Origin of the sequence: Pseudomonas sp. MIACH (assembly GCF_001269925.1) — a bacterium.
Taxonomy (GTDB): domain Bacteria; phylum Pseudomonadota; class Gammaproteobacteria; order Pseudomonadales; family Pseudomonadaceae; genus Aquipseudomonas.
Map to the genome: position 1 here is coordinate 15658 of NZ_LHVO01000029.1, position 25973 is coordinate 41630.

Sequence of the window (25973 nt, forward strand, 5' to 3'; positions counted from 1 at the left end):
TCTGGACTTGTTCTCGGTGATGTCCTCAGCCTCATGCAAAACAAGAGGCTGCCTCAGTATATGGCGAATTTCCGAGCGCATCGAAAAGTCGCACACTCGGCCCATGAATACCTTCCTCGCGTTTTACCAAAACCTCGGCCTGGCCCTTACCTTGCTGGTGATTGGCACCTTCCTGCTCGCCGGCACCGTCAAGGGCATCATCGGCCTGGGCCTGCCCACCATCGCCATGGGCATGCTCGGTCTGGCTATGCTGCCGGCGCAGGCTGCGGCGTTGTTGATCATCCCCTCGACCGTTACCAACCTGTGGCAATTGGCATTCGGCGGCCATCTGAGTGTGTTGCTGCGGCGGCTGTGGCCGATGTTGCTGCTGATTTTCCTCGGTACCGGGCTGGGCACCGTGTGGCTGGGGATGGACGGCGGCCAATGGGTGGTGCGCGCGTTGGGCGCGGCGTTGCTGGTGTATGCCCTGAGCGGACTGTTCCTGCCCACGTTCGAGGTCAAGGCCCAAACCGAGCGCTGGCTGGGCCCGGTGTGTGGGCTGGTCACCGGTATCATTACTTCGGCCACCGGTGTGTTTGTGATTCCTGCCGTGCCGTACCTGCAGGCGTTGGGACTGAACCGCGATCAACTGGTGCAGGCGCTGGGGCTGTCGTTTACGGTCTCGACCCTGGCGCTGGCCGCCGGTCTGGCCTGGCGCGGTACCTTGGGCGGCGGCGGAATCAGTGCGTCGTTACTGGCGCTGGTACCGGCGCTGCTGGGCATGTGGCTGGGCCAGGTGGTGCGCCAGCGCATCAGTGCGCTGTTGTTCAAGCGCGTATTTTTTATCGGCATGGCTCTGTTGGGCGGGCATCTGCTGATCAGTGGTTAACAATCGTTTAAGTATTCGTGCATTTAAGTCAAAGGTATTTTGCCCACAGGCTGCTTATTCCCAAGGGCTGAGGTCGATAGTCTGCGTCCAGACATTTTCAACCTTCTGGATGCCTTCCCATGAAAAAAGTACTCCTGCTCAACGGCGGCAAAAAGTTCGCCCACTCCGATGGCCGCTACAACACCACCCTGCATGACACTGCCTTGGCCGTGTTGGACCGAGGCGGCATTGACGTCAAAGTCACCCATATCGATGAAGGCTATGACGTGGCCGAAGAGGTCGCCAAATTCCTCTGGGCCGACGTGATCATCTACCAGATGCCAGGCTGGTGGATGGGCGCGCCATGGATCGTCAAGAAGTACATCGACGAAGTCTTCACCGAAGGCCACGGCAGCCTGTACGCCAGCGATGGCCGCACCCGTTCCGACGCCTCGCAGAAATACGGCAGCGGCGGCCTGGTCCACGGCAAGCAATACATGCTGTCGCTGACCTGGAATGCCCCGCAGCAAGCCTTCGACGACCCCACTGACTTCTTCGAAGCCAAGGGCGTGGACGCGGTGTACTTCCCGTTCCACAAAGCCAATGAGTTCCTCGGCATGACCAGCCTGCCGACCTTCCTCTGTGTGGACGTGATGAAACGCCCGGCCATCGAAGCCGATGTGGCGCGCTACGAGCAGCATCTGGCGCAGGTGTTCAACCTCTCGGTGTAAGCTGCTGCACACCGATAACGAGGACCGCCCGTGAAAGCCCGATCCGATGAGCTACAGATCTTCGTCAGCGTGATTGAGTGCGGCTCGATTTCCGCGGCGGCGGAGCAGGTTGGGCAGACGCCGTCGGCGGTCAGTCGCACCTTGTCGCGCCTGGAGGCCAAGCTCGACACTACGCTGATCAACCGCACCACGCGGCGCATGGACCTGACCGAAGAGGGCAAGTACTTCTTCGAGCAGGCCAAGTTGATCCTGGCGCAGATGGACGAGCTGGAAGAGCGCCTGTCGTCACGCCAGAAAAAACCCGCCGGGCGCCTGCGCATCAATGCGGCGGTGCCGTTCATGTTGCATGGGATCGTGCCGTACATTGCCGAATTCCGTCGTTTGTACCCGGAGATTCAGCTGGAGTTGAACAGCGATGACCTGATCATCGACTTGCTGGAACAGAGCACCGATATCGCCATTCGCATCGGCGCCCTGGCCGACTCCACCCTGCATGCGCGGTCCCTCGGCTGCACCCCGCTGCATATCCTCGCCAGCCCCGACTACCTCAAGCAGTACGGTACGCCGACGACGGTCGCCGAGTTGGCCGATCACACCCTGCTGGGTTTCACCCAAACCGAAACCCTCAACCACTGGCCGCTGCGCCATGTGGAAGGTGACCGCTGGCTGATCCAGCCCAGCGTGGCCGCGTCCAGTGGTGAAACCCTGCGCCAGTTGGCGTTGGAAGGGCAGGGGATTTGCTGCCTGTCGAACTTCATGACCGTCGAAGACATCAATGCCGGGCGCCTGGTGCCGGTGCTGGAGGCGTTCAACAGCGGGTATCGCCAACCGATCCACGCGGTGTTCTACCGCAACTCGCAATTGGCGCTGCGCATCCAGTGCTTCCTGGACTTTATCCAGGCCAAGCTGGCGCGGTATGCCTGCTGATTCGTGACTGTCACGCAAGAGTGAATTGGGCGGTGCGGGCTTATTCATCAGGGATGAGTCCGTAACAATGGACCCATCACTTACCCCGTCAGGAGCACTCTCCATGAACGTATTCATTACCGGCGCAGCCGGTTTTATCGGCGGCTCCATCGCCACTGGCCTGGTCAAGGCCGGGCACACGGTTACCGGCCTGGTACGCAGCGCCGAGCAAGCGGCTGAAATGACCGCCCTGGGCATCGACCCGGTGATCGGCAGCCTCGACGATGCTGCTGTGTTGACCGAGCAAGCGCAGAAAGCCGATGCGGTGATCAATGCCGCGAGCAGCGACCATCGTGTCGCGGTGGAAACCCTGCTGGCCGCGCTGAAAGGCTCGAACAAGCCATTCCTGCACACCAGCGGTTCGAGCATCGTAGGGGATGCCTCGGGCGGTAGAGCCAGCGATGTCATCTACTTCGAAGACAGCCTGCCGGAGCCGACCGTCGACAAGGCTGCGCGCGTGGCCATCGACAACCTGATCCTGGCAGCGGCCAAAGACGGGGTGAATTCGGCGGTGATCTGCAACACCCTGATCTACGGCCACAGCCTGGGTGTGAAGCGCGACAGCGTGCAACTGCCGCGCCTGCTCAAACAGGCACGCAAGAGCGGCGTGGTGCGCCATGTCGGCACTGGGCAGAACATCTGGTCCAACGTGCACATTGAAGACGTGGTGGCGCTGTACCTGCTGGCATTGACCAGGAACGTGCCGGGCACTTTCTACTTTGTGGAGAGCGGCGAGGCCTCGTTTATCGACATGACCACGGCGATCGCCCAGGCCCTGAACCTGGGCCAGCCACAGGATTGGCCATTGGCCGAGGCTGAAGCCGAGTGGGGCTATGAAATGGCCAACTATGGCCTGGGCTCCAACAGCCGCGTGCGCGGCAAGCATGCCCGCGAGTTGCTGGGCTGGGCGCCGAAGCGTACGTCGGTGGTGGAGTGGATTCGCGACGAGATGGTGTGATGTTCGCTTGAAACCCAATTGGGGCCACTCGATCTTTCAGACTGGCCCCACCGAGCTCAATTCCGTACCATTCCCCGCCTTATCCCCCGCAATGCCCTGGTACCTCATGAACCTCACCCGTCTGCGCGCCGATGCCCTGGCCGGCCTCACCACGTCCTTTGCGTTGCTGCCCGAATGCATCGCCTTTGCCCTGGTGGCCCACCTCAACCCGCTGATGGGGCTCTACGGCGCCTTTATCATCTGTACCCTCACGGCCCTGTTCGGCGGCCGGCCGGGCATGGTGTCCGGTGCGGCAGGCTCGATGGCGGTGGTGATCGTCGCGCTGGTGGTGCAGCACGGCGTGGAATACCTGCTGGCCACGGTGCTGCTGGGCGGGCTGATCATGGTCGCGTTCGGCGTGTTGCGCCTGGGCAAGCTGGTGCGCATGGTGCCGCACCCGGTGATGCTGGGGTTCGTCAACGGCCTGGCGATCATCATTGCCCTGGCCCAGTTGGAACATTTCAAGAACGGTGAACGCTGGCTCAGCGGTACGCCGTTGTACGTGATGACCGGCCTGGTGCTGGTGACCATGGCCATCGTCTACCTGCTACCGCGCATCACCCGTGCGGTGCCGCCCGCGTTGGTGGCGATCCTTGGCGTTGGCCTGGCCGTGTACCTGCTCGGCCTGCCGACGCGCACCCTTGGCGACATGGCCCACATCGCCGGGGGCCTGCCGACCTTCGCGCTGCCGCAGATCCCCTGGACCCTGGAAACCCTCGGCATCATCGCCCCTTATGCGTTCCTGATGGCCATGGTCGGCCTGCTGGAAACCCTGCTGACCCTGAACCTCACCGACGAAATCACCGAGACCCGTGGCTACCCTGACCGCGAGAGCGTGGCCCTGGGCGCGGCGAATATGCTCTCGGGCCTGTTCGGCGGCATGGGCGGTTGCGCGATGATCGGGCAAACCGTGATTAACCTCAGCTCCGGCGGGCGCGGGCGTTTCTCCGGGGTGTTCGCCGGGGTGATGATCCTGCTGTTTATTTTGTTTCTGTCACCGCTGATCGAGCGGATTCCGCTGGCGGCGCTGGTCGGGGTGATGTTTGTGGTGTCGCAGCAGACCTTCGCCTGGGCGTCCTTGCGGGTGATCAACAAGGTGCCGCTCAATGATGTGCTGGTGATTATCGCGGTGACGGTGATCACGGTGTTCACCGATCTGGCCACTGCCGTGCTGTGCGGTATCGTGATCGCGGCGTTGAACTTTGCCTGGCAACAGGCCCGTGAGCTGTATGCCGATGCGCATCTGGAAGCGGACGGCAGCAAGCTCTATCGCGTGCACGGGACATTGTTTTTTGCCTCGACTACGCCTTTCCTGAACCAGTTCGACCCGGCCAACGACCCGGCCCACGTGACGCTGGATTGCCGTCACCTGAGCTTTGTCGACTACTCGGCGATTGCCGCGCTGATGACCCTGCGCGAGCGCTACAGCAAGGCCGGCAAGCATCTGCGCGTGCTGCATTTGTCTGAGCGCTGCAAGAAGTTGCTCAAGCGCGCCAAGGTTCACCACGACTGATTTTTACGGCCCGACCAGGTCTTCCAATTCCTGGGCGCGGGTCTGGGTCATGTCCAGCACGCAGCCGGAACCGTTGACCTGGTCGATGGTGCCGCCGGTGGCGGAGCCGGCGAAGGCGCAATTGGCGTCACGGTATTTGATCCACAGGCGCTGCAGGTCCTGCAGTTGCTGTTTGCGTGTGCCTTCCTGGGCGGCGAGGGCGGTCTTGTAGGCTTTGTTCAGGCGCGTGTCTTGCACCTTGGTCTCCTTGACGTTGCAGCTGACCATGTCGGCGGTGGTATTGGCGCCGTCCATGCATTTTTTCAGCGCCGCGTTGTCAGCAGCGGCGGCAGTGCCGCACACGGCGAGAAGCAGGGCGCCGGCGGCGAGTGTGGTGCGAATCATGGGCTCGATTTCCTGGCAGCAGTGGATGTGCATTCTATGACTCAAGGGTATTCGTTGAGTTTCCAGCCTTCTCTGATCTTCATGTAAGAACACCCCCCGAATTTTCATGCGCGGCCCTTGGGCATGCCCCGACGCGACAGCGCTTATCTGTGGGCGAAAATTACTTTCATGCAGTTTGAAAATACTCCTCGGTAATGATTTATGAGTTTCACAACCAATTCGACGTGACCCTTTCCGAGGAGTACCGCATGGCCGCATCACCGGGCTTCGGGCTGTTGGCATACGCTGCCATCGCCATCATTGCTTTGATCGTGCTGATCGCACGTTACCGACTCAACCCGTTTATCGTCATCACCCTGGTGTCCATCGGCCTGGCGCTGATGGCCGGGATGCCGGCAGACACCATCATGGGTTCCTACGAGGCGGGCGTCGGCAAAACCCTGGGGCATATCGCCCTGGTCGTGGCGCTGGGCACCATGCTCGGCAAGATGATGGCCGAGTCCGGTGGCGCCGAGCAGGTCGCGCGCACGCTGATCAACCGTTTCGGCGAACGGAATGCCCATTGGGCCATGGTGTGCATCGCATTCCTGGTGGGGCTGCCGTTGTTCTTCGAGGTCGGTTTTGTGTTGCTGGTGCCGATCGCCTTTACCGTGGCGCGGCGTGTGGGGGTATCGATCCTGATGGTCGGCCTGCCGATGGTCGCCGGCCTGTCGGTGGTGCATGCGTTGGTGCCGCCACACCCGGCGGCGATGATGGCCGTGCTGGCGTATAACGCGTCGGTGGGGCAGACCGTGCTCTATGCGATCCTCATCGGTATCCCGACGGCGATCATCGCCGGCCCGCTGTACGCCAAATTCATCGTGCCGCGCATTCACCTGCCGGCGGAAAACCCGCTGGAACGTCAGTTTATCGAGCGTGAACCTCGCGAGCGTTTGCCGAGTTTTGCCCTGACCATGGGCACTATCCTGTTGCCGGTGGTGCTGATGATGATCGGTGGCTGGGCCAACGTGATCTCCACCCCGGGCACCGGCTTCAACCAGTTCCTGCTGTTTATCGGCAACTCGGTGATCGCGCTGCTGGTGGCGACCCTGGTGAGTTTCTGGACCTTGGGCCTGGCGCAGGGCTTCAACCGCGAGTCGATCCTCCGGTTCACCAATGAATGCCTGGCGCCCACTGCGAGCATCACCTTACTGGTGGGTGCGGGTGGCGGTTTGAACCGGATATTGGTGGACGCTGGCGTTACCAATGAAATTCTCGGCCTGGCCCATGCCTTCCACTTGTCGCCGCTGGTGATGGGCTGGCTGTTCGCGGCGTTGATGCGGATTGCGACGGGCTCTGCCACGGTCGCCATGACCACGGCATCCGGGGTTGTGGCGCCTGTCGCCCTGGGCCTGGGTTATCCACACCCGGAATTGCTGGTGCTGGCGACTGGCGCGGGTTCGGTGATCTTTTCCCACGTCAACGACGGCGGCTTCTGGCTGATCAAGGAATACTTCAATATGACGGTGATCCAGACCTTCAAGACCTGGACCGTATTGGAGACCCTGATCTCTGTGGTTGCCTTCGGTCTGACTTACGGTCTGTCCTGCATTTTGTAACCCGGAGCCCCCATGGACATCCTCTACCAGATCCGCGCCCGCCAGGATTCCTTCAGCGCCGGCGAAGGGCGTATCGCGAAGCTGATGCTGGAGGATGTGGGCTTTGCCGCCTCGGCCAGCCTGGAAGAGCTGTCCCAACGGGCCGAGGTCAGTACCGCGACCTTATCGCGGTTTGCCCGCAGTGTCGGTTGCCGGGACTTACGCGATCTGCGCCTGCAATTGGCCCAGGCCAGCGGCGTCGGCAGCCGCTTCCTGGACCCCGCGGGGTTGCCTGAACAGTCGGCATTTCATCGGCAGATTCTCGGCGATATCGAAGCGACGTTGCGCCAGCACTTGTCGGGTTTCAACCAGGCCAGCTTTGTCGATGCGGTCAACCTGCTGGGCAAGGCGCGGATGATCCACGCGTTCGGCATGGGCGGGCCGTCGAGCTTGTGCAGCGATGAATTGCAGGTGCGCCTGGTACGCCTGGGCTATCCGATTGCCGCCAGCCACGACCCGGTGATGATGCGCGTCACGGCTGCAACCCTGGGGCCGGAACACGCGTTGATCGTCTGCTCGCTCACTGGCCTCACCCCCGAGTTGCTTGATGTGGTGGCGCTGGCGCGCAACTACGACGCGCGCATCGTCGCCATCACCCTGGCCGACTCGCCCCTGGCGCAGTTGGCGGATGTGCTGCTGCCGCTGCAACCGGCGGAAACCAGTTTTATCTACAAACCCACGGCGGCGCGCTACGGCATGCTGCTGGCCATTGACCTGCTCGCCACCGAGTTGGCCCTGGCCCTGCCTGACGACAATCAGGAACGCCTGCGCCGGATCAAACTGGCCCTCGACGATTATCGCGGCGGCCCTGACAGCCTGCCGCTTGGAGATTGATATGAAGTACGACACGCTGATTCGCCAGGCGCTGATCATCGATGGCAGCAACACCCCGGGTTATGTCGCCGATGTGGGGTTGCGTGACGGGCGCATCGAGACGATCGGCGACTTGTCGACGGCGTGTGCCGAGCATGAAATCGACGCGACAGGCCGGGTGCTGGCGCCGGGCTTTATCGATGTCCACACCCACGACGACACGGTGGTCATCCGCCAGCCGCAGATGCTGCCCAAGCTCAGCCAGGGTGTGACCACGGTGATTGTCGGCAACTGTGGCATCAGCGCCTCACCGGTGAGTTTGCGCAGCGATCCGCCGGACCCGATGAACTTGCTGGGCAGCGCGGCGGCGTTTGTTTATCCCCGTTTCAGCGATTACCGCAGCGCCGTTGAAAGCGCTCATCCAGCGGTGAACGTCGCGGCATTGATCGGCCACACGGCGCTGCGCAGTAACCACATGGACGACCTGCATCGCACTGCCACACCGGCTGAAATCGCCGCCATGCGTGTGCAGTTGCACGAGAGTCTTGAGGCCGGCGCCCTCGGTTTATCCACAGGCCTGGCCTACGCCAGCGCGTTCAATGCCGAGACCGATGAGGTGCTGCAACTGAGTGAAGAACTCACGGCCTTCGGTGCGGTGTACACCACCCATTTGCGCAGCGAATTCGAACCGGTGCTGGAGGCGATGGACGAGGCTTTTCTGATCGGCCGGCACGTACAGGTACCGGTGATTATTTCCCACCTCAAATGTGCGGGAGCGGGGAACTGGGGGCGTAGTCCGCAGCTGTTGGCAGCGTTGGAGTCGGCGGCGAAAACCCATCCGGTAGGGTGTGATTGTTATCCCTATGCGGCCAGTTCTTCGACCCTGGACCTCAAGCAGGTGACCGACGCATTTCGCATCACGATTACCTGGTCGACGCCGCATCCGGAAGTGGGGGGGCGCGACTTGCAGGACATTGCCGGCGAATGGGACGTCTCGTTGATGGACGCCGCTCGTCGTCTACAGCCTGCGGGGGCGGTGTACTACGGGATGGATGAAGCGGATGTGCGACGCATCCTCGCGCATCCATTGTCGATGGTGGGGTCTGATGGGTTGCCCGAAGATCCGTTTCCACACCCACGCTTGTGGGGTGCGTTTCCACGGGTGCTGGGGCATTTCAGCCGGGACGTCGGGTTGTTCCCGTTGCATACCGCCGTGCACAAGATGACCGGCTTGTCGGCGGCGCGTTTTGGGTTATCCAAGCGTGGTGAAATTCGTGAAGGGCATTGGGCCGACCTGGTGTTGTTCGACCCGTTGCGGGTGCGGGATGTAGCGGATTTCAATGAGCCACAGCGGGCAGCGCAAGGCATTGATGGCGTGTGGGTCAACGGCGTATTGAGTTACAGCGAGGGCCAGGCGAACGGTCAGCGACCGGGGCGATTCCTGGCGCGCAGTGGGGATTTGCGTGGTGGGTTTTCGACTCTATAGTGGGCGCTTTCATACACGGAGCTATTGCCATGCACTTAGGAAAAGTCACCCCCATCCTGCGGATTTTCGATGAGACCAAGGCGCTGGAATTCTACGTCGACTTCCTGGGCTTCAAGGTCGACTGGCAGCATCGTTTCGAGGCGAATTTCCCGCTGTACCTGCAGGTGTCGCTGGGGGAGTGCGTGCTGCATTTGTCCGAGCACCATGGCGATGCTTCGCCGGGCGCGGCGGTGCGGATCCAGGCGCAGGGGGTGGATGCGTACCAGCAGCAGCTGGTGGGCAAGGATTACCGTTACGCCAAGCCTGGGGTTGAGGAAACGCCTTGGGGGTCGCGGGAGATGAGCATCAAGGATCCGTTTGGGAATCGCGTGGTGTTTGTTGAGGACGGCGAGGGCTGAGAGGCAAATCGCAGGCAATAAAAAACCGCCTTGGTAGGCGGTTTTTTTGCAATCCCAGTTAGTGGCTGGGGTTGCATTCTTACAGGAAACGCTGACCCGCCCGAGGGATACTAATGCCGGTTATCGTCTCGCGCAAGGCTTGACGAGGGGCGTCACTTTTTATCTGTCGACTTTATTTCTATTTAGAGTTGGTGGCAAAAAATTGCAACATATCAGTTGATCTTTCCAGCAGGTTTATCGTCGCCTGTCACACCTTTGATCTGGATGTTGATTAGTATCACCCCCGTTCCAAGTATGTCGTTTTGTAGGTGGCTGGGTATGCGCGCGGAATTATGGACCGAACGCCACGGGCTAGTAATCCGTGCCGGATTCATGCGGGAGGAACCAAAGCCCGGCTGCCTCACAGGAAGCGTTGACCCGCATCCAAAGGCTCACGTGTTCCGGTAAGTGTGCTGGAGGTAAGGCCCAACTCACGGAGGGCCGAGTATGTCTAAGTTTGCACGACGTACGTGGAACCTCGTAGTGAATGCCGTACGTGTTTATCACGTGTGGACATTCCTGCGGGACAGCTTCGATGACCTGTAAGGTCTGAGAAGTGGAGCCGCTTCGGTTAATACCGAAGCGGCTTTTTGGTTTCTTAAACCCGGAAGTGACTGACCATCTGCTGCAACTGGCTGCCCAAACGCGCCAGTTCCACGCTCGATTTTGCCGTCTCATCGCTCGCGGTGGCGGTCTGCTCGGACACATCACGCACATTCACGATGCTGCGGCTGATTTCTTCGGCCACGGCGCTTTGTTGTTCGGCGGCGGCGGCGATCTGCTGGTTCATCGACTGGATGTTCGACACCGTGCGGGTGATGTTTTCCAGTGACACACCGGCCTTGCGCGTCAGTTCGACACTGCTGTCGGTGAGGCTGCGGCTGTTGTTCATCACGTTGGCAACTTGCTGGGTACCGTTCTGCAAACCGGCGACCAGGCCTTCGATTTCCTCGGTGGACTTTTGCGTGCGCTGGGCCAGGCCACGCACTTCGTCGGCGACCACGGCAAAGCCGCGACCGGCTTCACCGGCACGCGCCGCTTCAATCGCCGCGTTGAGGGCCAGCAAGTTGGTCTGTTCGGCCACCGCCTTGATCACGTCCATCACGCTGCCGATCTTGTTGCTCTCTTGTTGCAGGTGCGCCATGGCGTCGGTGGAACGCGCCACTTCGGCGGCCAGGCGTTCGATCTGGGCGATGGCCTCGGCTACCACTTTGTCGCCAGCGCGGGCTTGGCCGTCAGCGTCGGCGGCGGCCAGAGAGGCTTGCTCGGCGTTGCGTGCAACTTCCTGCACGGTGGCGGTCATTTCGTGCATCGCCGTGGCGACCTGGTCGGTCTCGATCTTCTGGCTGTTCACACCGGCGCTGGTCTGCTCGGTGACGGCCGACAACTCTTCGGCAGCGCTGGCGATCTGGGTCACGCCGTCGCGAATACCGCTGATCAATTCACGCAGGGTCGTGCCCATGCGCTGAATGCCTTGTTGCAATACGCCCAGCTCATCGCGACGGGTGACCTGGATATTGTGGCTCAGGTCGCCGGAGGCAATGCGTTCAACCACAGCCAGGGTTTCCTGCAGTGGACGCGTGATCTGGCGGGTGATCACCAGTGCCGCGATGATGCCGACCAGCAGTGCCAGCAACGTGCTGATCAGCTGCAGGCTGCGAGCCTGGGCGCTTTCGGCGTCGCGACGGTCCAGCTGGATGTCGTACAGCTTGTCACTGATCGTGACGATATCCGCGCCTTGGGTGGTCATTTCGGCACGGGCAGCCACGATGTTGGCGTTGGCGGCCTTGTAGTTCTGTACAGCGCTGCGATAGGCGCCAAGGGCGGTTTCCAGTGCAGTCAATGCGCTTTGCTGGCTGGCGCCGAAGGCGGCGCTGAGGTCTTTCAAGCCACTGACGGCTTTTTCGATTTGTGCGGCAGCGCGGGCTTCGGTGTCCGGGTTGACGTTGCCGGTGTAGCCGCGCACTTCGTAGCGGGCCAACTGGAACTGCATCTTGGCGTCGGCCACGGCCTGGAACTGGGCAAGGTGCTCCGAGCTGTCGGGCATTTGCTTCACGCTGGCTTCCAGCGCTTCGATTTGGGCGTTGGCACTGTCGGCCTTGTCGCCCATCACCTGGCGAGAGGCATTACCGTTACGGTAAGCCTCGCGCATTTTGTTCAGGGATTGCTGATAAGCCGTGATGATGGCTTTCTGCTCGTTGAGCAGCTTGACGTTTTCCGGGCTCTTGAAGCTGTCCAGCAGTTTCTGTTGCTGGGCAGTGAAGGCATCCAGGCTGGTCTGCACGTTCTGCGCCACGGCTTCATCACCGTTGGCGAGCATGTACTGCAGGCGCACGATGCGCAGCTTGGTCAGTGAGGCGTTGAGCTGGGTGATGTCGCTCATCCAGTTGCTGCGGTCGATCAGACTGCCCAGGCTGGTCCAGCCGGTGAGGGCCAGGATCGAGGTGAGGACAAGCACCAGGCCGAAGCCCAGGCCCAGTTTGAGGTTGACGCTGATGTTACCGAACCAGCTGTTCATCTAATGCTCCGCAAAGGTGATGTCTGTCTGCTGGACGGTGTTGTTATTTGAGCCAGCCAAAGTGTGTAGCGCTGTATCGGCGACGAGGGACGAATCTGAAGTGCTTTTATTGCGCGTGCGACGAAGGGTCGCGATCCCAGTGCCGCGCCAGCGTGGAGGGCTCATCACGGGCAGGTCTTGTGTGCTAGTCTGCTGGCCCTTTTAGTTCTGGGCGGTGCGGGAAACCGATGTTTTCAGTGCTGCCCTACAGCGGAGCCTCTTCATGTCCGAAGTTAATCTGTCCACCGACGAAACCCGCGTCAGCTACGGTATCGGCCGTCAGTTGGGCGACCAACTGCGCGACAACCCACCGCCGGGTGTGAGCCTGGACGCGATCCTGGCTGGCCTGACCGACGCGTTCGCCGGCAAACCAAGCCGTGTTGATCAAGAGCAAATGGCTGCCAGCTTCAAGGTCATTCGCGAAATCATGCAAGCCGAAGCGGCTGCCAAGGCTGAAGCGGCTGCTGGTGCTGGCCTGGCGTTCCTGGCTGAAAACGCCAAGCGTGATGGCATCACCACCCTGGCTTCCGGCCTGCAGTTTGAAGTGCTGACTGCGGGTGACGGCGCCAAGCCGACCCGTGAAGACCAGGTCCGCACCCACTACCACGGCACCCTGATCGACGGCACTGTATTCGACAGCTCCTACGAGCGTGGCCAGCCAGCAGAATTCCCGGTTGGCGGCGTGATCGCCGGCTGGACCGAAGCCCTGCAACTGATGAATGCCGGCAGCAAATGGCGCCTGTACGTGCCGAGCGAACTGGCTTACGGCGCTCAAGGCGTTGGCAGCATTCCGCCGCACAGCGTGCTGGTGTTTGACGTCGAGCTGCTCGACGTTCTGTAAGACCTGCTTTTGATTACCTGTAGGAGCGAGCTTGCTCGCGAAAAACGTCAACGATGGCGCGGGCATCCTGGATGAGCGCGTTGTTTATGCGGTCTTCGCGAGCAAACTCGCTCCTACAGTGTTTTGCTGGTTTTCTCATGGATGAAATTTGCCATTGAGTTCCGTCGCCGGGCGCAATGCTCGGGCGTAGCAGAACAGAAACAGATTGCGCACCACTTCCTTCAGTACACCGGGTTCACTGGAACTCAGGCCATTGACGTCCAGGTCACCCTGGTCCTGCAGCTCGTTCAACGCTTCTTCTTCCAGCACCGCACAGACTTCGCCGGTTTCCCGATGGAGGATGCGCAGGTAAGGGTGTGGGCGGTCGAGCCAGGCATCTATCAAATAAGTCATGGTTAAATCTCCTTGATGGGTTTCAATGAGAATAATTCTTATTCGTAGAATAGCAAGTGCCTATTGGCAGTTTCCTGGTTTTTCTGTGTGGATATTGAGAGGGGTCAACGGGGAGGGCAAAACGCCATCCCGCGCGGGCGCGGGATGGATACAGCAGGTTCAGACTTTGCGCACGAACTCGGACTTGAGTTTCATCGGGCCAATACCGTCGATCTTGCAATCGATATCGTGGTCGCCGTCGCACAGGCGGATGTTCTTGACCTTGGTGCCGACCTTCACGACCAGGGACGTACCCTTGACCTTGAGGTCTTTGATCACGGTGATGGTGTCGCCGTCCTGCAGGACGTTGCCCACAGAGTCTTTCTTCACGGTTTCATCGCCGGCCACTTCGGCCTCGCCATTGGCGGACCACTCATGGGCGCATTCCGGGCAGATCAGCTGGGCGCCGTCTTCGTAGGTGTATTCGGAATTGCATTTTGGGCAGGGTGGCAACGTGCTCACTAAAGCTCCTTAAAGGTCAGGATGGCTAAAAGTCGCACATTATATAGGGAATTGGACCAAGGCAGGGCGCGGTCTTGGATGGGTAATCCCACATTAGTCCGCGCCTGCAAGTATTTTAGTGAGTACGCGCGACCGCAAACTCACTCAGCTCAACCAGGGCATCCCGGTATTCGCTGGCTGGAAGGGCTTCCAGGCACTTGATTGCACGGGCCACGTAGTCACGCGCCAGTTGAGCGGTGTAGTCCAGGGAGCCCGAGGCCTCCACAGCCTCACGGATGCTTTCCAGGTCTTCGATCCCGCCTTTCTGGATCGCCTTGCGCACCAGGGCAGCCTGCTCCGGTGTGCCTTCGCGCATGGTGTAGATCAGCGGCAAGGTCGGTTTGCCCTCGGCCAGGTCGTCACCGACGTTCTTGCCCAGGGTCTCGGCGTCGCCACGGTAGTCGAGCAGGTCGTCTACCAGCTGGAATGCCACGCCCAGGTGGTCACCGAAGGTCCGCAGGGCTTCGGCCTGTTCGGCGGTCGCGCCACACAGCGCGGCGGCGCTGTGGGTAGAGGCTTCGAAGAGCATCGCGGTTTTGCCGCGAATCACTTCCATATAGGTTTCTTCGGTGGTGCTGGCGTCGCGGACCTTAGACAGCTGCAACACTTCGCCTTCAGCGATGATGCGCGTGGCTTGGGAAAGAATCTTCATCACCGGCATCGAGCCCAGCTCGACCATCATTTCGAACGAGCGCGAGTACAAGAAGTCACCCACCAGCACGCTCGGGGCATTACCCCACATCGCATTGGCGGTCTCGCGGCCACGGCGCATGCCGGACATGTCGACCACGTCGTCATGCAGCAGGGTCGCGGTGTGCAGGAATTCGATAGTGGCGGCCAGCAGGCGCAGGTCATCGCCTTCGCGGCCCAGGGCCTTGCCACACAGCAACACTAATAAAGGACGCAGGCGTTTACCGCCCGCCGACGTAATGTAGTCGCCAATTTTGGAGACCAGCGGCACTTTAGACGTCAGCTGCTGCTTGATGATGCCGTCGACGGCGCTAAAATCGTCCGCGACCGCGCGGTAGAAAGCTTGGGGTTGCATCAGCGACAGTCGCTCCAGAAGGGTTGCGCGGCATGCTAGGACCCTGACCCCCGGGTGTCAAGGCGCGATAGACGGCCACTTGCAACACCCATTTACCTTGCGTACAATCGCGCACCCTGAACTTCCTGGGCAGCACCTGCCTTACGCAATTGCATTCGGGACGTCCATCCCATGCAGCCATGCCAGCCAATACCTCTTCTTATAAAGCGCTGGGTGAGCAGGATTATCGGAGAAATACCATGTCGTACGCAGTAATTGTTACTGGTGGCAAGCAATACAAGGTCGCCCCAGGTGAATACCTGAAGATCGAAAAACTGGAAATCGCTACCGGCGAATCCGTTACTTTTGATCGCGTTCTGTTGGTCGCCAATGGCGATGACGTGAACATCGGCGCTCCAGTTGTTGCTGGCGCTACCGTTGTGGCTGAAGTGATCTCCCAAGGTCGTCACGATAAAGTCCGCATCATCAAGTTCCGTCGTCGTAAGCACCACATGAAGCGTATGGGCCACCGCCAGTGGTACACCGAGATCAAAATCACCGGTATTCAGGCTTAATTTCAGCCTAATTCCTCACTAGGAGAATTGACTCATGGCACACAAAAAAGCTGGTGGTAGTACCCGTAACGGTCGCGACTCAGAAGCCAAACGCCTTGGCGTTAAGATGTATGGCGGCCAGAAAATCATTCCGGGCAACATCATCGTGCGTCAGCGCGGCACCCAATTCCACGCCGGTTACGGTGTTGGCATGGGTAAAGATCACACCCTCTTCGCTAAAATCGAAGGCGTGATCAAGTTTGAAGTAAAGGGCGCGTTCAACCGCCGTTACGTGAGCGTTGTCGCAGCTTAATTGCGAGATCGCTGGAAAAGCCCTGTCTTGCGACGGGGCTTTTTCGTTTGTGGGGTGAGTCTCTTGCAAAGCTGTTTGTGATGGGCGAAAGCAGCTGAATTTGCGGTCGTTGCTTGAGGTCGCTGCGCTCATTTTTGCAAGAGTCTTATGTCTTGGTTTTTTAAGCTCGTCCGTGCGGCGAGAGGCGTTTTGTTATGAAGTTCGTTGATGAAGTTTCCATCCGAGTAAAAGCAGGCGACGGCGGTAACGGTTGCATGAGTTTCCGTCGCGAAAAATTCATCGAAAACGGTGGTCCCAACGGCGGTGACGGCGGTGACGGCGGTTCCATCTACATGATGGCCGACGAAAACCTCAACACCCTGGTCGACTACCGTTACACCCGGCACTTCGATGCCGAGCGTGGCTCCAACGGCGGCAGCACCGACTGCACCGGTAAAAAAGGCGAAGACCTGGTACTGCGCGTACCGGTTGGCACCACGATCATCGACTCCGCGACCCAGGAAGTGATTGGCGACCTGACCAAGGCCGGCCAGAAGCTGATGGTTGTGCAGGGCGGCTGGCACGGTCTGGGTAACACCCGATTCAAGTCCAGTACCAACCGTGCACCGCGCCAGACCACGCCGGGCAAGCCGGGCGAGCAGCGCGACCTGAAGCTGGAAATGAAAGTACTGGCTGACGTAGGCCTGCTGGGCCTGCCGAACGCCGGAAAAAGTACCTTCATCCGCTCGGTATCGGCCGCCAAGCCGAAAGTTGCTGATTACCCGTTCACCACCCTGGTGCCAAACCTGGGCGTGGTCAGCGTCGACCGCTGGAAAAGCTTCGTGATCGCCGACATTCCCGGCCTGATCGAAGGCGCTTCCGACGGCGCAGGCTTGGGGATTCGCTTCCTCAAGCATTTGTCCCGCACCCGTTTGCTGCTGCACCTCGTCGACATGGCGCCACTGGATGACACCAGTGCACCGGACGCCGCCGAAGTGATCGTCAGCGAACTGACCAAGTTCAGCCCGGCCCTGGCCGAGCGTGATCGCTGGTTGGTGCTGAACAAGTGCGACCAGATCCTCGAAGAAGAGCACGAGGAGCGCGTCAAGGAAATCGTCGACCGCCTGGAATGGACCGGTCCCGTCTACGTGATCTCGGCCATCGCCAAAGAAGGCACCGAGCGCCTGACCCGCGACATCATGCGCTACTTGGAAGACCGCGCCGACCGCCTGGCGGCCGACCCGGTGTTCAAGGCCGAACTCGCCGAACTCGACCAGCAGATCGAAGACGAGGCCCGTGCCCAGCTGCAAGCCCTGGACGACCAGCGTGCCCTGCGCCGCAGCGGCGTGAAGTCGGTCCATGACATCGGCGACGATGATTGGGACGAAGAAGACGTGGATGATGAAGACGGTCCTGAAATCATTTACGTGCGCGACTGACCCGTTGCGATAAACTTGAACGCCGCTCCCTGGAGCGGCGTTTTGGTATCCGGGTATAACATTATGGGCTGCGCTGGGTCGCGCGGCCCTCAATCTAAGGTTGAAGATGATGCGGAGCAAAGTGACAGGTGCGCAGCGCTGGGTCGTAAAGATCGGAAGTGCGCTGCTGACGGCAGATGGCAAAGGCCTGGATCGCGCAGCAATGAGCGTCTGGGTCGAGCAGATGGTGGCCTTGCATGAAGCAGGTGTCGAGTTGGTGTTGGTGTCGTCCGGGGCCGTTGCCGCCGGGATGAGCCGCCTCGGTTGGACCGCGCGACCCAGCGCGATGCACGAACTGCAAGCCGCCGCCGCCATCGGCCAGATGGGCCTGGTGCAAGCCTGGGAATCCAGCTTTGCCGAACATGGCCGCCACACGGCGCAGATCCTGCTGACCCACGACGACCTGTCCGACCGCAAGCGCTACCTCAACGCCCGCAGCACCCTGCGTGCGTTGGTGGAGCTCAAGGTCATTCCGGTGATCAACGAGAACGACACCGTGGTCACCGACGAGATCCGTTTCGGCGACAACGACACCCTGGCCGCGCTGGTGGCCAACCTGGTGGAGGCTGACCTGCTGGTGATCCTCACCGACCGTGACGGCATGTTCGACGCCGACCCACGCAACAACCCCGATGCCCAACTGATCTACGAAGCGCGCGCCGATGACCCGGCGCTCGACGCCGTGGCCGGCAGCGTGGGCGGGGCCCTGGGCCGTGGCGGCATGCAGACCAAGCTGCGCGCCGCGCGTTTGGCCGCGCGTTCCGGCGCCCACACCATCATCGTCGGAGGGCGCCTTGAGCGCGTGCTGGATCGCCTCAAGGCGGGTGAGCGCATCGGCACGCTGCTGTCGCCGGAACGCGGCATGTTGGCGGCGCGCAAGCAGTGGCTGGCCGGGCACCTGCAAACCCGTGGCACCCTGGTGCTCGACGATGGCGCGGTGTCGGCGTTGTCCCAAGGCAACAAGAGCCTGCTGCCGGTGGGCGTCAAGTTGGTGCAGGGCAGCTTCCGCCGTGGCGAGATGGTGGTATGCGTGGCGCCGGATGGTCGTGAGATCGCCCGCGGCCTGGCTAACTACAGTGCACTGGAAGCGCAGAAAATTATCGGACAATCTTCTGAAGCGATTGTCGGACTACTAGGGTATATGGCGGAACCGGAACTGGTGCACCGCGATAACCTGATCCTGGTCTAAACAAAGGGAATACACGATGCGCGTGATGAAGGGATTGCTCGGCTTGCTGCTGGCCATGCCACTGCTGGCCTCGGCCGAAGAAATTGGCCAGGTGTCGACGGTGTTCAAGTTCGTCGGCCCCAACGACCGGATTGTGGTCGAAGCGTTTGATGACCCCAAGGTCGACGGCGTGACCTGCTATTTGTCGCGCGCCAAGACCGGCGGCGTGAAAGGCGGCCTGGGCCTGGCCGAAGACCGCGCCGAAGCCTCGATTGCGTGCCGTCAGGTCGGCCCGATCCGCTTCAAGGGCGAACTCAAGGACGGCGACGAGGTCTTCAAGGAGCGCACCTCGCTGGTGTTCAAGACCATGCAGGTGGTGCGCTTCCTCGACAAGAAGCGCAATACCCTGGTGTACCTGGTCTACAGCGACCGTTTGATCGAAGGCAGCCCGCAGAACGCCGTCACCGCGATTCCGATTTTGCCGTGGCCGACCGCTCAGTAATCCGCAGGCGAGTTTTGTAATCGGCGTCTATGATTGCAGGCTTGCGGGTTGTAATCTCGAAGTGCCGCTTTGCTAAGAACATGGGAAATCTGGAGTTCGTCATGAGTGCTTTCCACGATCTGAAACTCAAAGCTTTGGACGGACAAGAGCTGCCGCTGGCGCCCTTCAAGGGGCAAGTAGTGCTGGTGGTCAACGTAGCCTCCAAATGTGGCTTGACCCCGCAATACGCGGCGTTGGAAAACCTGTATCAGCAGTACAAGGACCAGGGATTCACCGTACTTGGCCTGCCTTGCAATCAGTTTGCTGGCCAGGAACCGGGCTCCGAAGAAGAAATCCGTGAGTTCTGCAGCCTGAACTACGGTGTCACCTTCCCGTTGGGCAGCAAGCTCGACGTGAACGGGCCCGATCGTCATCAGCTGTACCGCTTGCTGGCGGGCGAGGGCGCCGAGTTTCCTGGGGATATCACCTGGAATTTCGAGAAATTCCTGCTGGGCAAGGACGGCCGGGTCCTCGCGCGTTTCTCGCCACGTACCGCACCGGAAGATCCGACGGTCGTACAGGCGATCGAAAAAGCCCTGTCTTGAAGGGGCGGGGCTTGCTGCTGTGGCAAGCCCGCTCACCACAACAAGCCCGCTTGCCACGGGTTACCAGCGACAACCGGCCTCTCCGGCTTTTACCCCTTAATCACCCAAATCAATAGTGCTATTCAGCACTCTGCACTCCTCATATTATCTGCATCATAAACCCCGTCTTTCGTGGAGTGCTCCCATGCCTGTGCAAGCCTTGTTCAAACCGTTCCAACTCGGTGCACTGCAGCTGTCGACCCGCGTGGTCATGGCGCCGATGACCCGTTCGTTTTCCCCAGGTGGAGTGCCTAATTCCAAAGTCATCGAGTACTACCGCCGTCGGGCCGCTGCCGGTGTGGGCCTGATCATCACCGAAGGCACCGTGGTCGGTCACCCGGCCTCCAACGGCTACCCGAACGTCCCGCATTTTTATGGCGAAGCAGCGCTGGCTGGCTGGAAGAAGGTAGTCGACGCGGTGCACGCAGAAGGCGGCAAGATCGTCCCGCAGCTGTGGCATGTGGGCAGCGTACGCCGTATCGGCACCGAGCCGGACGCCAGCGTGCCGGCCTACGGCCCGATGGAAAAACTCAAGGACGGCAATGTGGTCGTCCATGGTATGACCCAGCAAGACATCAAGGACGTAATCGCCGCGTTCGCCCAGGCTGCCAAGGATGCCCAGGGCATCGGCATGGACGGCGTCGAAATCCACGGCGCCCACGGTTATCTGGTGGACCAGTTCTTCTGGGAAGGCAGCAACCAGCGCACTGACGAATACGGTGGCAGCCTGGCCAATCGCTCACGCTTCGCCATTGAACTGATCCAGGCTACCCGCGCCGCTGTCGGCCCGGACTTTCCGATCATCTTCCGTTTCTCCCAGTGGAAACAGCAGGATTACACTGCGCGCCTGGTACACACCCCTGAAGCATTGGGTGAATTTCTCAAGCCGCTGTCTGACGCGGGTGTGGATATTTTCCACTGCTCCACCCGTCGTTTCTGGGAGCCGGAATTCGAAGGTTCCGACCTCAACCTGGCGGGCTGGACCCGTCAGCTCACCGGTAAACCGACCATTACCGTGGGCAGCGTCGGCCTGGATGGCGAGTTCCTGCAGTTCATGGTCAATACCGACAAGGTCGCGCAGCCGGCCAGTCTGGAAAAGCTGCTGGAGCGCCTGAACAACGACGAGTTCGACCTGGTGGCGGTGGGCCGTGCGTTGCTGGTGGACCCGGACTGGGCGGTGAAGGTACGTGAAGGCCGTGAAGGCGACATTCTGCCGTTCAGTCGTGAGGCGTTGACGACCCTGGTGTAAGCGGCGCCAGGACGGGCACCGGTTGTCCGTCCTCGCACACCCCGCGTAACTGGCGCTCGAATTGCTCGATAATCGCCGGCCAGCCCTGGCGACTGGCATGCTGGCGAGCATTCAGTCGGGCCCTGCGCAAGGTCTCGCGCTCTTCCAGCAGCCAGGTAGCAGCATCGCAAAATGCGTTTTCATCTCCCGGCATCGCCAGCACGCCGTTGTAGCCATGGCGAATATGCTGGGTGGCGGCGGCCTGGTCGTACGCCACCACGCCCAGGCCCGAGGCCATTGCCTCCAGCACCACATTGCCGAAGGTTTCGGTCAGGCTGGGGAACAGGAACAAGTCCCCTGAGGCGTAATGCCTGGCCAGTTCTTCACCGCGTTGGGTGCCGCAGAACACCGCCTCGGGCAGGTCGCGCTCCAGTATCGGGCGCTGCGGACCATCCCCGACGATGATCAACTTCAACCGACGCTGTGGATAAGTAGTCTGCAGCCCATCAAAGCACCGTTTGAGCAGCCCGAGGTTTTTCTCCTGGGCCAGGCGCCCCACGTGCAGTACGGCAATATCGTCGTTTTCCAGGCCCCAGCTTTCGCGCAGGGCATTGTCGCGCTTGGCCGGGTGGAACAGTTGGCTATCCACTCCGCGCGCCAGCATCCCCAGGCGCTCGAAATGCCTGCGCTCCAGTTCCAGGCGCTGGCTGGCGCTGGGCACCAGGGTCAAGCTCGAGCGGTTATGAAACCAACGCAGGTAGTGCGTGACCATGCGGCTCAACAGGCTCAAGCCGTACTGGTTGGAGTACTGCTGGAAATTGGTGTGAAAACCGCTGACCACGCTGATGCCCAAACGCCGCGCCGCCCGCAGCGCCGACAGCCCCAGCGGCCCTTCAGTGGCGATATACAGCACGTCCGGGCGCTGGCGGGTCCAACGGCGCAGCAACTTGTGCATCGACGACTGGCCCCATTGCAGGCCGGGGTAACCCGGCAGCGGCCAGCCACGGCAGAGCAGCAAACCGTCATCGCTGGGCCGGCTCTCGTCGGCGCCCTGGCGCGGGCGTACCAGCTCGACCTGATGGCCGCGCGCGCGTAAACCTTCGCACAGACGACCAAGGGTATTGGCCACCCCGTTGATCTCTGGCGGGAAGGTTTCAGTAATGAGGGTGATGTGGAGCGAAGCTGTCGTCATGACCCACAGTGTCGCCGTGGGCCATGTCGTCATTGTGTCATGCAGATGATGGATTTATGACTTGACCACTTTCGACGTCGCCATCGCCTCGGCGCCCTGTTCACGCACCCAGAACAACGTCGCCCCAGCCACTGCGGCCGGCATCATCAGCAGGTTGACCACCGGCACCAGCAGCACCAGGTAGACGATGCCGCCGAAACTCATGCTCTGCCAGCGTTTCTGGCGCAGCCAGGCGAGCATCTCGTTCCAGCCCAGCTTGTGGTTGTCGGCCGGGTAGTCTATGTATTGGATCGCCATCATCCACACGCCGAACAGCAACCACAGTGGCGCGGCGATCAGGTTGACCACCGGAATGAACGACAGGATAAACAGGCCGATGGCCCGTGGCAGGAAGTAGCCCAGCTTGCGCATTTCCCGGGCCAGGGTACGCGGGACCATTTCAATCAGCTCGCCCCAGCTGAATGCCGGGAAGTCATCGGTGCCACGTACCACCACTTCGACTTTCTCTGAGAGAAAGCCGTTGAACGGTGCCGCGATGATATTGGCCAGCATGGTGAAGGTGAAAAACACCATCAGCACCACCAGCACCACAAACAATGGCCATAGCAGGTAGTTCAGAAAGCTCAGCCAGCTGGGCAGCGTCGGCATCAAGTGGTCGACCCACAGACTGAACTGATGGCCGGCAAAATAAATCAAGCCGACGAACAGCACCAGGTTGATCGTCAGCGGCAGCAGTACAAACAGGCGCAGGCCGGGGCTCAGCACCAGTTTGAGGCCTTCACGCAGGTATTGTGGGCCGGAAAGAACAGGGGCGGGCATGGAGAACTCCGAGCAGGGATGACGAACGCGCCGACCTTACCGGCTTTGCCTTCAAGGCGAAAGCGTGGCCGCTGTGACGACATCAACGGTAACAAAGGCGTCGATTAATCGGCTCGACTGTATAGAGACCGCCTATGAGCTGGATTGTTATTGCGTATTTCCTTAATCTTGCCCCCCTCGATACGCTGCACCCATTATTTTTCAGGGCCTGCGAATTAAAGCCTTCCCCAAGTGCTTCGTGGACCCTTTTTTATTCCAGCCGTCTTGTAGTCCGGGCGGTCGATAGGAGTGAGTCATGTCTGATACCCGTCATTCGCGAGTGATTATTCTCGGTTCCGGCCCTGCCGGTTACAGCGCTGCTGTCTACGCTGCCCGGGCCAACCTCAAGCCGCTGCTGATTACCGGCATGCAGGCGGGCGGTCAGTTGACCACCACCACTGAAGTCGACAACTGGCCGGGCGATGTCCACGGCCTGACCGGCCCGGTGCTGATGGAGCGTATGAAAGAACACGCCGAGCGCTTTGAAACCGAGATCGTGTTTGATCACATCAACAAGGTCGACTTCTCGAAAAAGCCTTACAGCCTGACCGGCGACAGCGGCGTCTACACCTGTGACGCACTGATCATCGCTACCGGCGCCAGTGCTCGCTACCTGGGCCTGCCATCGGAAGAAGCGTTCATGGGCAAAGGCGTTTCCGCTTGCGCCACCTGTGACGGTTTCTTCTACCGCAACAAGCCGGTCGCCGTGGTCGGTGGCGGCAACACAGCCGTGGAAGAGGCGCTGTACCTGGCCAACATCGCCAGCACCGTGACCCTGGTTCACCGCCGCGAGACGTTCCGCGCCGAGAAGATCCTGATCGACAAGCTGCACGCCCGTGTCGCCGAAGGCAAGATCATCCTCAAGCTCAACGCCACCCTGGACGAAGTCCTGGGCGACAACATGGGCGTGACCGGTGCTCGCCTGAAAAACAATGACGGCACCTTCGACGAGCTGAAAGTCGACGGCGTGTTCATCGCCATCGGCCACACGCCGAACACGTCGTTGTTCGAAGGCGTGCTGGAAGCCAAAGACGGTTACCTGGTGGTACAAGGCGGCCGTGAAGGCAACGCTACCGCGACCAACATCGAAGGCATCTTCGCTGCCGGCGACGTAGCCGACCACGTGTACCGCCAGGCCATCACTTCGGCCGGTGCCGGTTGCATGGCGGCCCTGGACGCCGAGCGTTACCTCGACGGTTTGAAGGACGCTTCCTTCTAAATTGTTGAAATAAAAAAACCGGCTGCGAGGCCGGTTTTTTTGTGAGTGCAATTTAAACATGGGAGAGGGCAAGCCCTCCCACATGTTGATCCGCGTCTGACTCAGGATTTGCGGGTCAGTGGCTGGGCGGCGAATTTCACACCGGCCAACCCATGGGCAATCAACGCCCGGATATTGCCATGGTCGCTGCCCTCAGGCGTCGCCACCACCGAGCGGTAATGCTCACCAAACGCCAGCAGCGCTTCCTGGTTGCTCAAGCCTTCCAGCAGCGCCAAACCCAGGGTCTTGCACGAGCCTTCGTTCTGACCGGCAGCGTTTTCCACCTCGCCATTGGTGAAGGCCTGCGGCTGGTAATCGTAACCGGCAGCGACAAACGCCAGGGTGTCCGCAAAAACGTGTTCGCCACTGTTGAGGCTGGCGCGCAGGGTGTTCAAATCAGTCATGGGTTTTTCCTTTGGCAAACGCCGCCTGTTGCTCGGCGCTGGCTTCTTGCTGGTATTGGGCTTTCCACTCGGCGTACGGCATGCCGTACACCACTTCACGGGCGTCATCGAGGCTCAGCTCGATCTGGCGCTCGTCGGCCTCGGCCTTGTACCACTTGGACAGGCAGTTGCGGCAGAAGCCGGCGAGGTTCATCAGGTCAATATTCTGCACATCCTTGCGGCTGTCCAGGTGCGCCACCAGCCGGCGGAAGGCGGCGGCTTCAAGTTCGAGGCGTTGTTGATCGTTCATAGGGCTCACTGACAATTCAGGGGTTAGCGGCTGGCCGCCAGGGTAATCGACACCGACTCGGCAAAGCGCAGCGCATGGGGCTTATCCACTTCGACTTCGGCATACAGCACCGATTCGTTGCTCATCACCAGGTCCAGCAGTTCCTGGGTCAGGCGCTCCAGCAGGGCAAAGCGGTTGCCTTCCACGTGGGCGATGATGGCCTTGGTGATGGTGCGGTAGTTCAGCGCGTGGTCGATGTCGTTGTCGCGCACGGCTTCCTGGGCGGCATACAGGATGGTCAGGTTGATCAGCACATCCTGCTTGTTGAGGATTTCGTCCTCGTTGATGCCGATAAAGGTGCGCAGGCACAGGTCCTTGACCCGGATACGCGCCATGCCTGGTTGAAGTTGTGGCATTGCTACTTGCTCCGTCCAATCAGTTGCAGGAACTCCATGCGCGTGGTGTTCGACTCGCGGAACGCGCCGAGCATCACCGAGGTGTTCATGGTTGAATTCTGTTTTTCCACGCCGCGCATCATCATGCACATGTGCTTGGCTTCGATCACCACAGCCACACCGGCGGCCTGGGTCACTTCCTGAATGGCGTCGGCGATTTGCCGGGTGAGGTTTTCCTGGATCTGCAGGCGCCGGGCGAACATGTCGACAATGCGCGCCAGCTTCGACAGGCCCAGCACCTTGCCGGTCGGAATATAGGCCACGTGGGCCCTGCCGATAAAGGGCAGCAGGTGATGTTCGCACAGCGAATACAACTCGATGTCCTTGAGGATCACCATCTCGTCATTGTCGGAGGCGAACAGTGCGCCGTTGACGATTTCTTCGAGGTTCTGCTCATAGCCATGACACAGGTACTGCATGGCCTTGGCGGCGCGCTTGGGGGTATCGAGCAAGCCTTCGCGTTCCGGGTCTTCGCCCAGGCCCTTGAGGATCTCGCGGTAATGGTGGGGCAGGGATAAGGTCATGCA

The 25973-nt window shown here is 60.6% G+C and carries 29 protein-coding genes and 1 pseudogene; 18 read left to right on the plus strand and 12 right to left on the minus strand.

The annotated features are described in order from the left end of the window. The first annotated feature begins 103 nt into the window (after positions 1-103). The 5 genes from AD670_RS11765 (at position 104) to AD670_RS11785 (ending at position 5054) form a co-directional block, all read left to right on the plus strand. A complete protein-coding gene (locus AD670_RS11765) occupies positions 104-868 on the plus strand; it encodes a sulfite exporter TauE/SafE family protein (RefSeq protein WP_053131988.1) in 765 nt (254 codons plus the stop codon). Positions 869-987: 119 nt separating this feature from the next. Next, complete coding sequence (locus AD670_RS11770) at positions 988-1578, plus strand: NAD(P)H-dependent oxidoreductase (RefSeq protein WP_053131991.1); 591 nt, start codon at positions 988-990, stop codon at positions 1576-1578. A gap of 30 nt (positions 1579-1608) precedes the next feature. Then, positions 1609-2505: a LysR family transcriptional regulator gene (locus AD670_RS11775; protein WP_053131994.1), complete on the plus strand. Its 897-nt coding sequence runs from the start codon at positions 1609-1611 to the stop codon at positions 2503-2505. 103 nt (positions 2506-2608) lie between these two features. Then, a complete protein-coding gene (locus tag AD670_RS11780; protein WP_053131998.1) occupies positions 2609-3502 on the plus strand; it encodes an NAD-dependent epimerase/dehydratase family protein in 894 nt (297 codons plus the stop codon). A gap of 106 nt (positions 3503-3608) precedes the next feature. Further along, the gene (locus AD670_RS11785) at positions 3609-5054 is read left to right on the plus strand and encodes a SulP family inorganic anion transporter (protein WP_053132001.1); all 1446 of its coding nucleotides are present in this window, start codon (positions 3609-3611) and stop codon (positions 5052-5054) included. A gap of 3 nt (positions 5055-5057) precedes the next feature. On the opposite strand, the gene AD670_RS11790 is transcribed toward AD670_RS11785, so the two are convergent. Further along, positions 5058-5438, minus strand: coding sequence for a lysozyme inhibitor LprI family protein (locus tag AD670_RS11790; RefSeq protein WP_053132140.1), 381 nt, complete (start codon positions 5436-5438; stop codon positions 5058-5060). Between the two features lie 248 nt (positions 5439-5686). On the opposite strand from AD670_RS11790, the gene AD670_RS11795 reads away from it, so the two are divergent. From AD670_RS11795 to AD670_RS11810, 4 genes are read left to right on the plus strand one after another with little or no spacing between them, the layout of a single operon-like run. Further along, positions 5687-7036, plus strand: a complete 1350-nt coding sequence (locus tag AD670_RS11795; protein WP_256243895.1) for a gluconate:H+ symporter — start codon at positions 5687-5689, stop codon at positions 7034-7036. A gap of 12 nt (positions 7037-7048) precedes the next feature. Next, on the plus strand, positions 7049-7909 hold the full coding sequence (locus tag AD670_RS11800) for a MurR/RpiR family transcriptional regulator (RefSeq protein ID WP_053132007.1): 861 nt from the start codon (positions 7049-7051) through the stop codon (positions 7907-7909). A 1-nt stretch (position 7910) separates the two neighbouring features. Then, entirely contained in the window at positions 7911-9374 is a 1464-nt protein-coding gene (locus tag AD670_RS11805; RefSeq protein WP_053132010.1) for an amidohydrolase family protein, read from the plus strand. Positions 9375-9403: 29 nt separating this feature from the next. After that, positions 9404-9772, plus strand: coding sequence for a glyoxalase superfamily protein (locus tag AD670_RS11810; RefSeq protein WP_053132013.1), 369 nt, complete (start codon positions 9404-9406; stop codon positions 9770-9772). Positions 9773-10409: 637 nt separating this feature from the next. On the opposite strand, the gene AD670_RS32240 is transcribed toward AD670_RS11810, so the two are convergent. After that, positions 10410-11273 carry a methyl-accepting chemotaxis protein gene (locus tag AD670_RS32240; RefSeq protein WP_370879637.1) on the minus strand — a complete coding sequence of 288 codons (864 nt, stop codon included), beginning with the start codon at positions 11271-11273 and terminating at the stop codon, positions 10410-10412. Continuing rightward, a pseudogene (locus AD670_RS32245) lies at positions 11265-12329 on the minus strand (methyl-accepting chemotaxis protein); the annotation flags it as partial. The pseudogene AD670_RS32245 and the gene AD670_RS32240, both read right to left, overlap by 9 nt. A gap of 262 nt (positions 12330-12591) precedes the next feature. On the opposite strand from AD670_RS32245, the gene AD670_RS11820 reads away from it, so the two are divergent. Beyond that, positions 12592-13209 (plus strand): FKBP-type peptidyl-prolyl cis-trans isomerase, encoded by a 618-nt coding sequence (locus AD670_RS11820; RefSeq protein WP_003176055.1) that lies wholly within the window; start codon positions 12592-12594, stop codon positions 13207-13209. 135 nt (positions 13210-13344) lie between these two features. Here AD670_RS11820 and AD670_RS11825 read toward each other — a convergent pair whose 3' ends face one another. The 3 genes from AD670_RS11825 to AD670_RS11835 form a co-directional block, all read right to left on the minus strand. After that, positions 13345-13602, minus strand: a complete 258-nt coding sequence (locus tag AD670_RS11825) for a hypothetical protein (RefSeq protein ID WP_003194088.1) — start codon at positions 13600-13602, stop codon at positions 13345-13347. 159 nt (positions 13603-13761) lie between these two features. Beyond that, entirely contained in the window at positions 13762-14103 is a 342-nt protein-coding gene (locus AD670_RS11830; protein WP_003230858.1) for a zinc ribbon domain-containing protein YjdM, read from the minus strand. Positions 14104-14218: 115 nt separating this feature from the next. Continuing rightward, entirely contained in the window at positions 14219-15187 is a 969-nt protein-coding gene (locus AD670_RS11835; protein ID WP_053132020.1) for a polyprenyl synthetase family protein, read from the minus strand. A gap of 239 nt (positions 15188-15426) precedes the next feature. On the opposite strand from AD670_RS11835, the gene rplU reads away from it, so the two are divergent. The 7 genes from rplU (at position 15427) to AD670_RS11870 (ending at position 21032) form a co-directional block, all read left to right on the plus strand. Then, positions 15427-15741 carry a 50S ribosomal protein L21 gene (gene rplU / locus AD670_RS11840; RefSeq protein WP_003176051.1) on the plus strand — a complete coding sequence of 105 codons (315 nt, stop codon included), beginning with the start codon at positions 15427-15429 and terminating at the stop codon, positions 15739-15741. A gap of 34 nt (positions 15742-15775) precedes the next feature. Then, positions 15776-16033 (plus strand): 50S ribosomal protein L27, encoded by a 258-nt coding sequence (gene rpmA, locus AD670_RS11845; RefSeq protein WP_003176049.1) that lies wholly within the window; start codon positions 15776-15778, stop codon positions 16031-16033. 194 nt (positions 16034-16227) lie between these two features. Further along, positions 16228-17451 carry an Obg family GTPase CgtA gene (gene cgtA / locus AD670_RS11850; RefSeq protein ID WP_015885843.1) on the plus strand — a complete coding sequence of 408 codons (1224 nt, stop codon included), beginning with the start codon at positions 16228-16230 and terminating at the stop codon, positions 17449-17451. A gap of 109 nt (positions 17452-17560) precedes the next feature. Further along, positions 17561-18679 carry a glutamate 5-kinase gene (proB, locus tag AD670_RS11855; protein WP_053132023.1) on the plus strand — a complete coding sequence of 373 codons (1119 nt, stop codon included), beginning with the start codon at positions 17561-17563 and terminating at the stop codon, positions 18677-18679. A gap of 16 nt (positions 18680-18695) precedes the next feature. Next, positions 18696-19160 carry a CreA family protein gene (locus AD670_RS11860; protein ID WP_015885841.1) on the plus strand — a complete coding sequence of 155 codons (465 nt, stop codon included), beginning with the start codon at positions 18696-18698 and terminating at the stop codon, positions 19158-19160. A 101-nt stretch (positions 19161-19261) separates the two neighbouring features. Further along, positions 19262-19744, plus strand: a complete 483-nt coding sequence (locus tag AD670_RS11865) for a glutathione peroxidase (protein ID WP_053132026.1) — start codon at positions 19262-19264, stop codon at positions 19742-19744. 184 nt (positions 19745-19928) lie between these two features. Beyond that, entirely contained in the window at positions 19929-21032 is a 1104-nt protein-coding gene (locus AD670_RS11870) for an NADH:flavin oxidoreductase (RefSeq protein WP_053132029.1), read from the plus strand. On the opposite strand, the gene AD670_RS11875 is transcribed toward AD670_RS11870, so the two are convergent. Both AD670_RS11875 and cysZ read right to left on the minus strand, forming a co-directional pair. Continuing rightward, positions 21001-22203, minus strand: coding sequence for a glycosyltransferase family 1 protein (locus AD670_RS11875; protein WP_053132031.1), 1203 nt, complete (start codon positions 22201-22203; stop codon positions 21001-21003). The two genes, AD670_RS11870 and AD670_RS11875, sit on opposite strands and share 32 nt — an antisense overlap. A 54-nt stretch (positions 22204-22257) precedes the next feature. Next, positions 22258-23022: a sulfate transporter CysZ gene (gene cysZ, locus AD670_RS11880; RefSeq protein ID WP_053132033.1), complete on the minus strand. Its 765-nt coding sequence runs from the start codon at positions 23020-23022 to the stop codon at positions 22258-22260. Positions 23023-23317: 295 nt separating this feature from the next. Here cysZ and trxB point away from each other — a divergent pair, with 295 nt between their 5' ends. Continuing rightward, positions 23318-24280, plus strand: coding sequence for a thioredoxin-disulfide reductase (gene trxB, locus AD670_RS11885; protein WP_053132035.1), 963 nt, complete (start codon positions 23318-23320; stop codon positions 24278-24280). Positions 24281-24381: 101 nt separating this feature from the next. Here trxB and AD670_RS11890 read toward each other — a convergent pair whose 3' ends face one another. From AD670_RS11890 to folE, 4 genes are read right to left on the minus strand one after another with little or no spacing between them, the layout of a single operon-like run. Then, positions 24382-24723 (minus strand): HopJ type III effector protein, encoded by a 342-nt coding sequence (locus AD670_RS11890; protein ID WP_053132037.1) that lies wholly within the window; start codon positions 24721-24723, stop codon positions 24382-24384. Then, a complete protein-coding gene (locus AD670_RS11895; protein WP_027607644.1) occupies positions 24716-25012 on the minus strand; it encodes a DUF1244 domain-containing protein in 297 nt (98 codons plus the stop codon). Before AD670_RS11895 ends, AD670_RS11890 begins: the two co-directional genes overlap by 8 nt. Positions 25013-25035: 23 nt before the next feature. Further along, positions 25036-25407, minus strand: a complete 372-nt coding sequence (gene folX, locus AD670_RS11900; protein ID WP_003194073.1) for a dihydroneopterin triphosphate 2'-epimerase — start codon at positions 25405-25407, stop codon at positions 25036-25038. Positions 25408-25409: 2 nt separating this feature from the next. Beyond that, complete coding sequence (gene folE, locus AD670_RS11905; RefSeq protein ID WP_010566239.1) at positions 25410-25970, minus strand: GTP cyclohydrolase I FolE; 561 nt, start codon at positions 25968-25970, stop codon at positions 25410-25412. Positions 25971-25973: the final 3 nt, after the last annotated feature.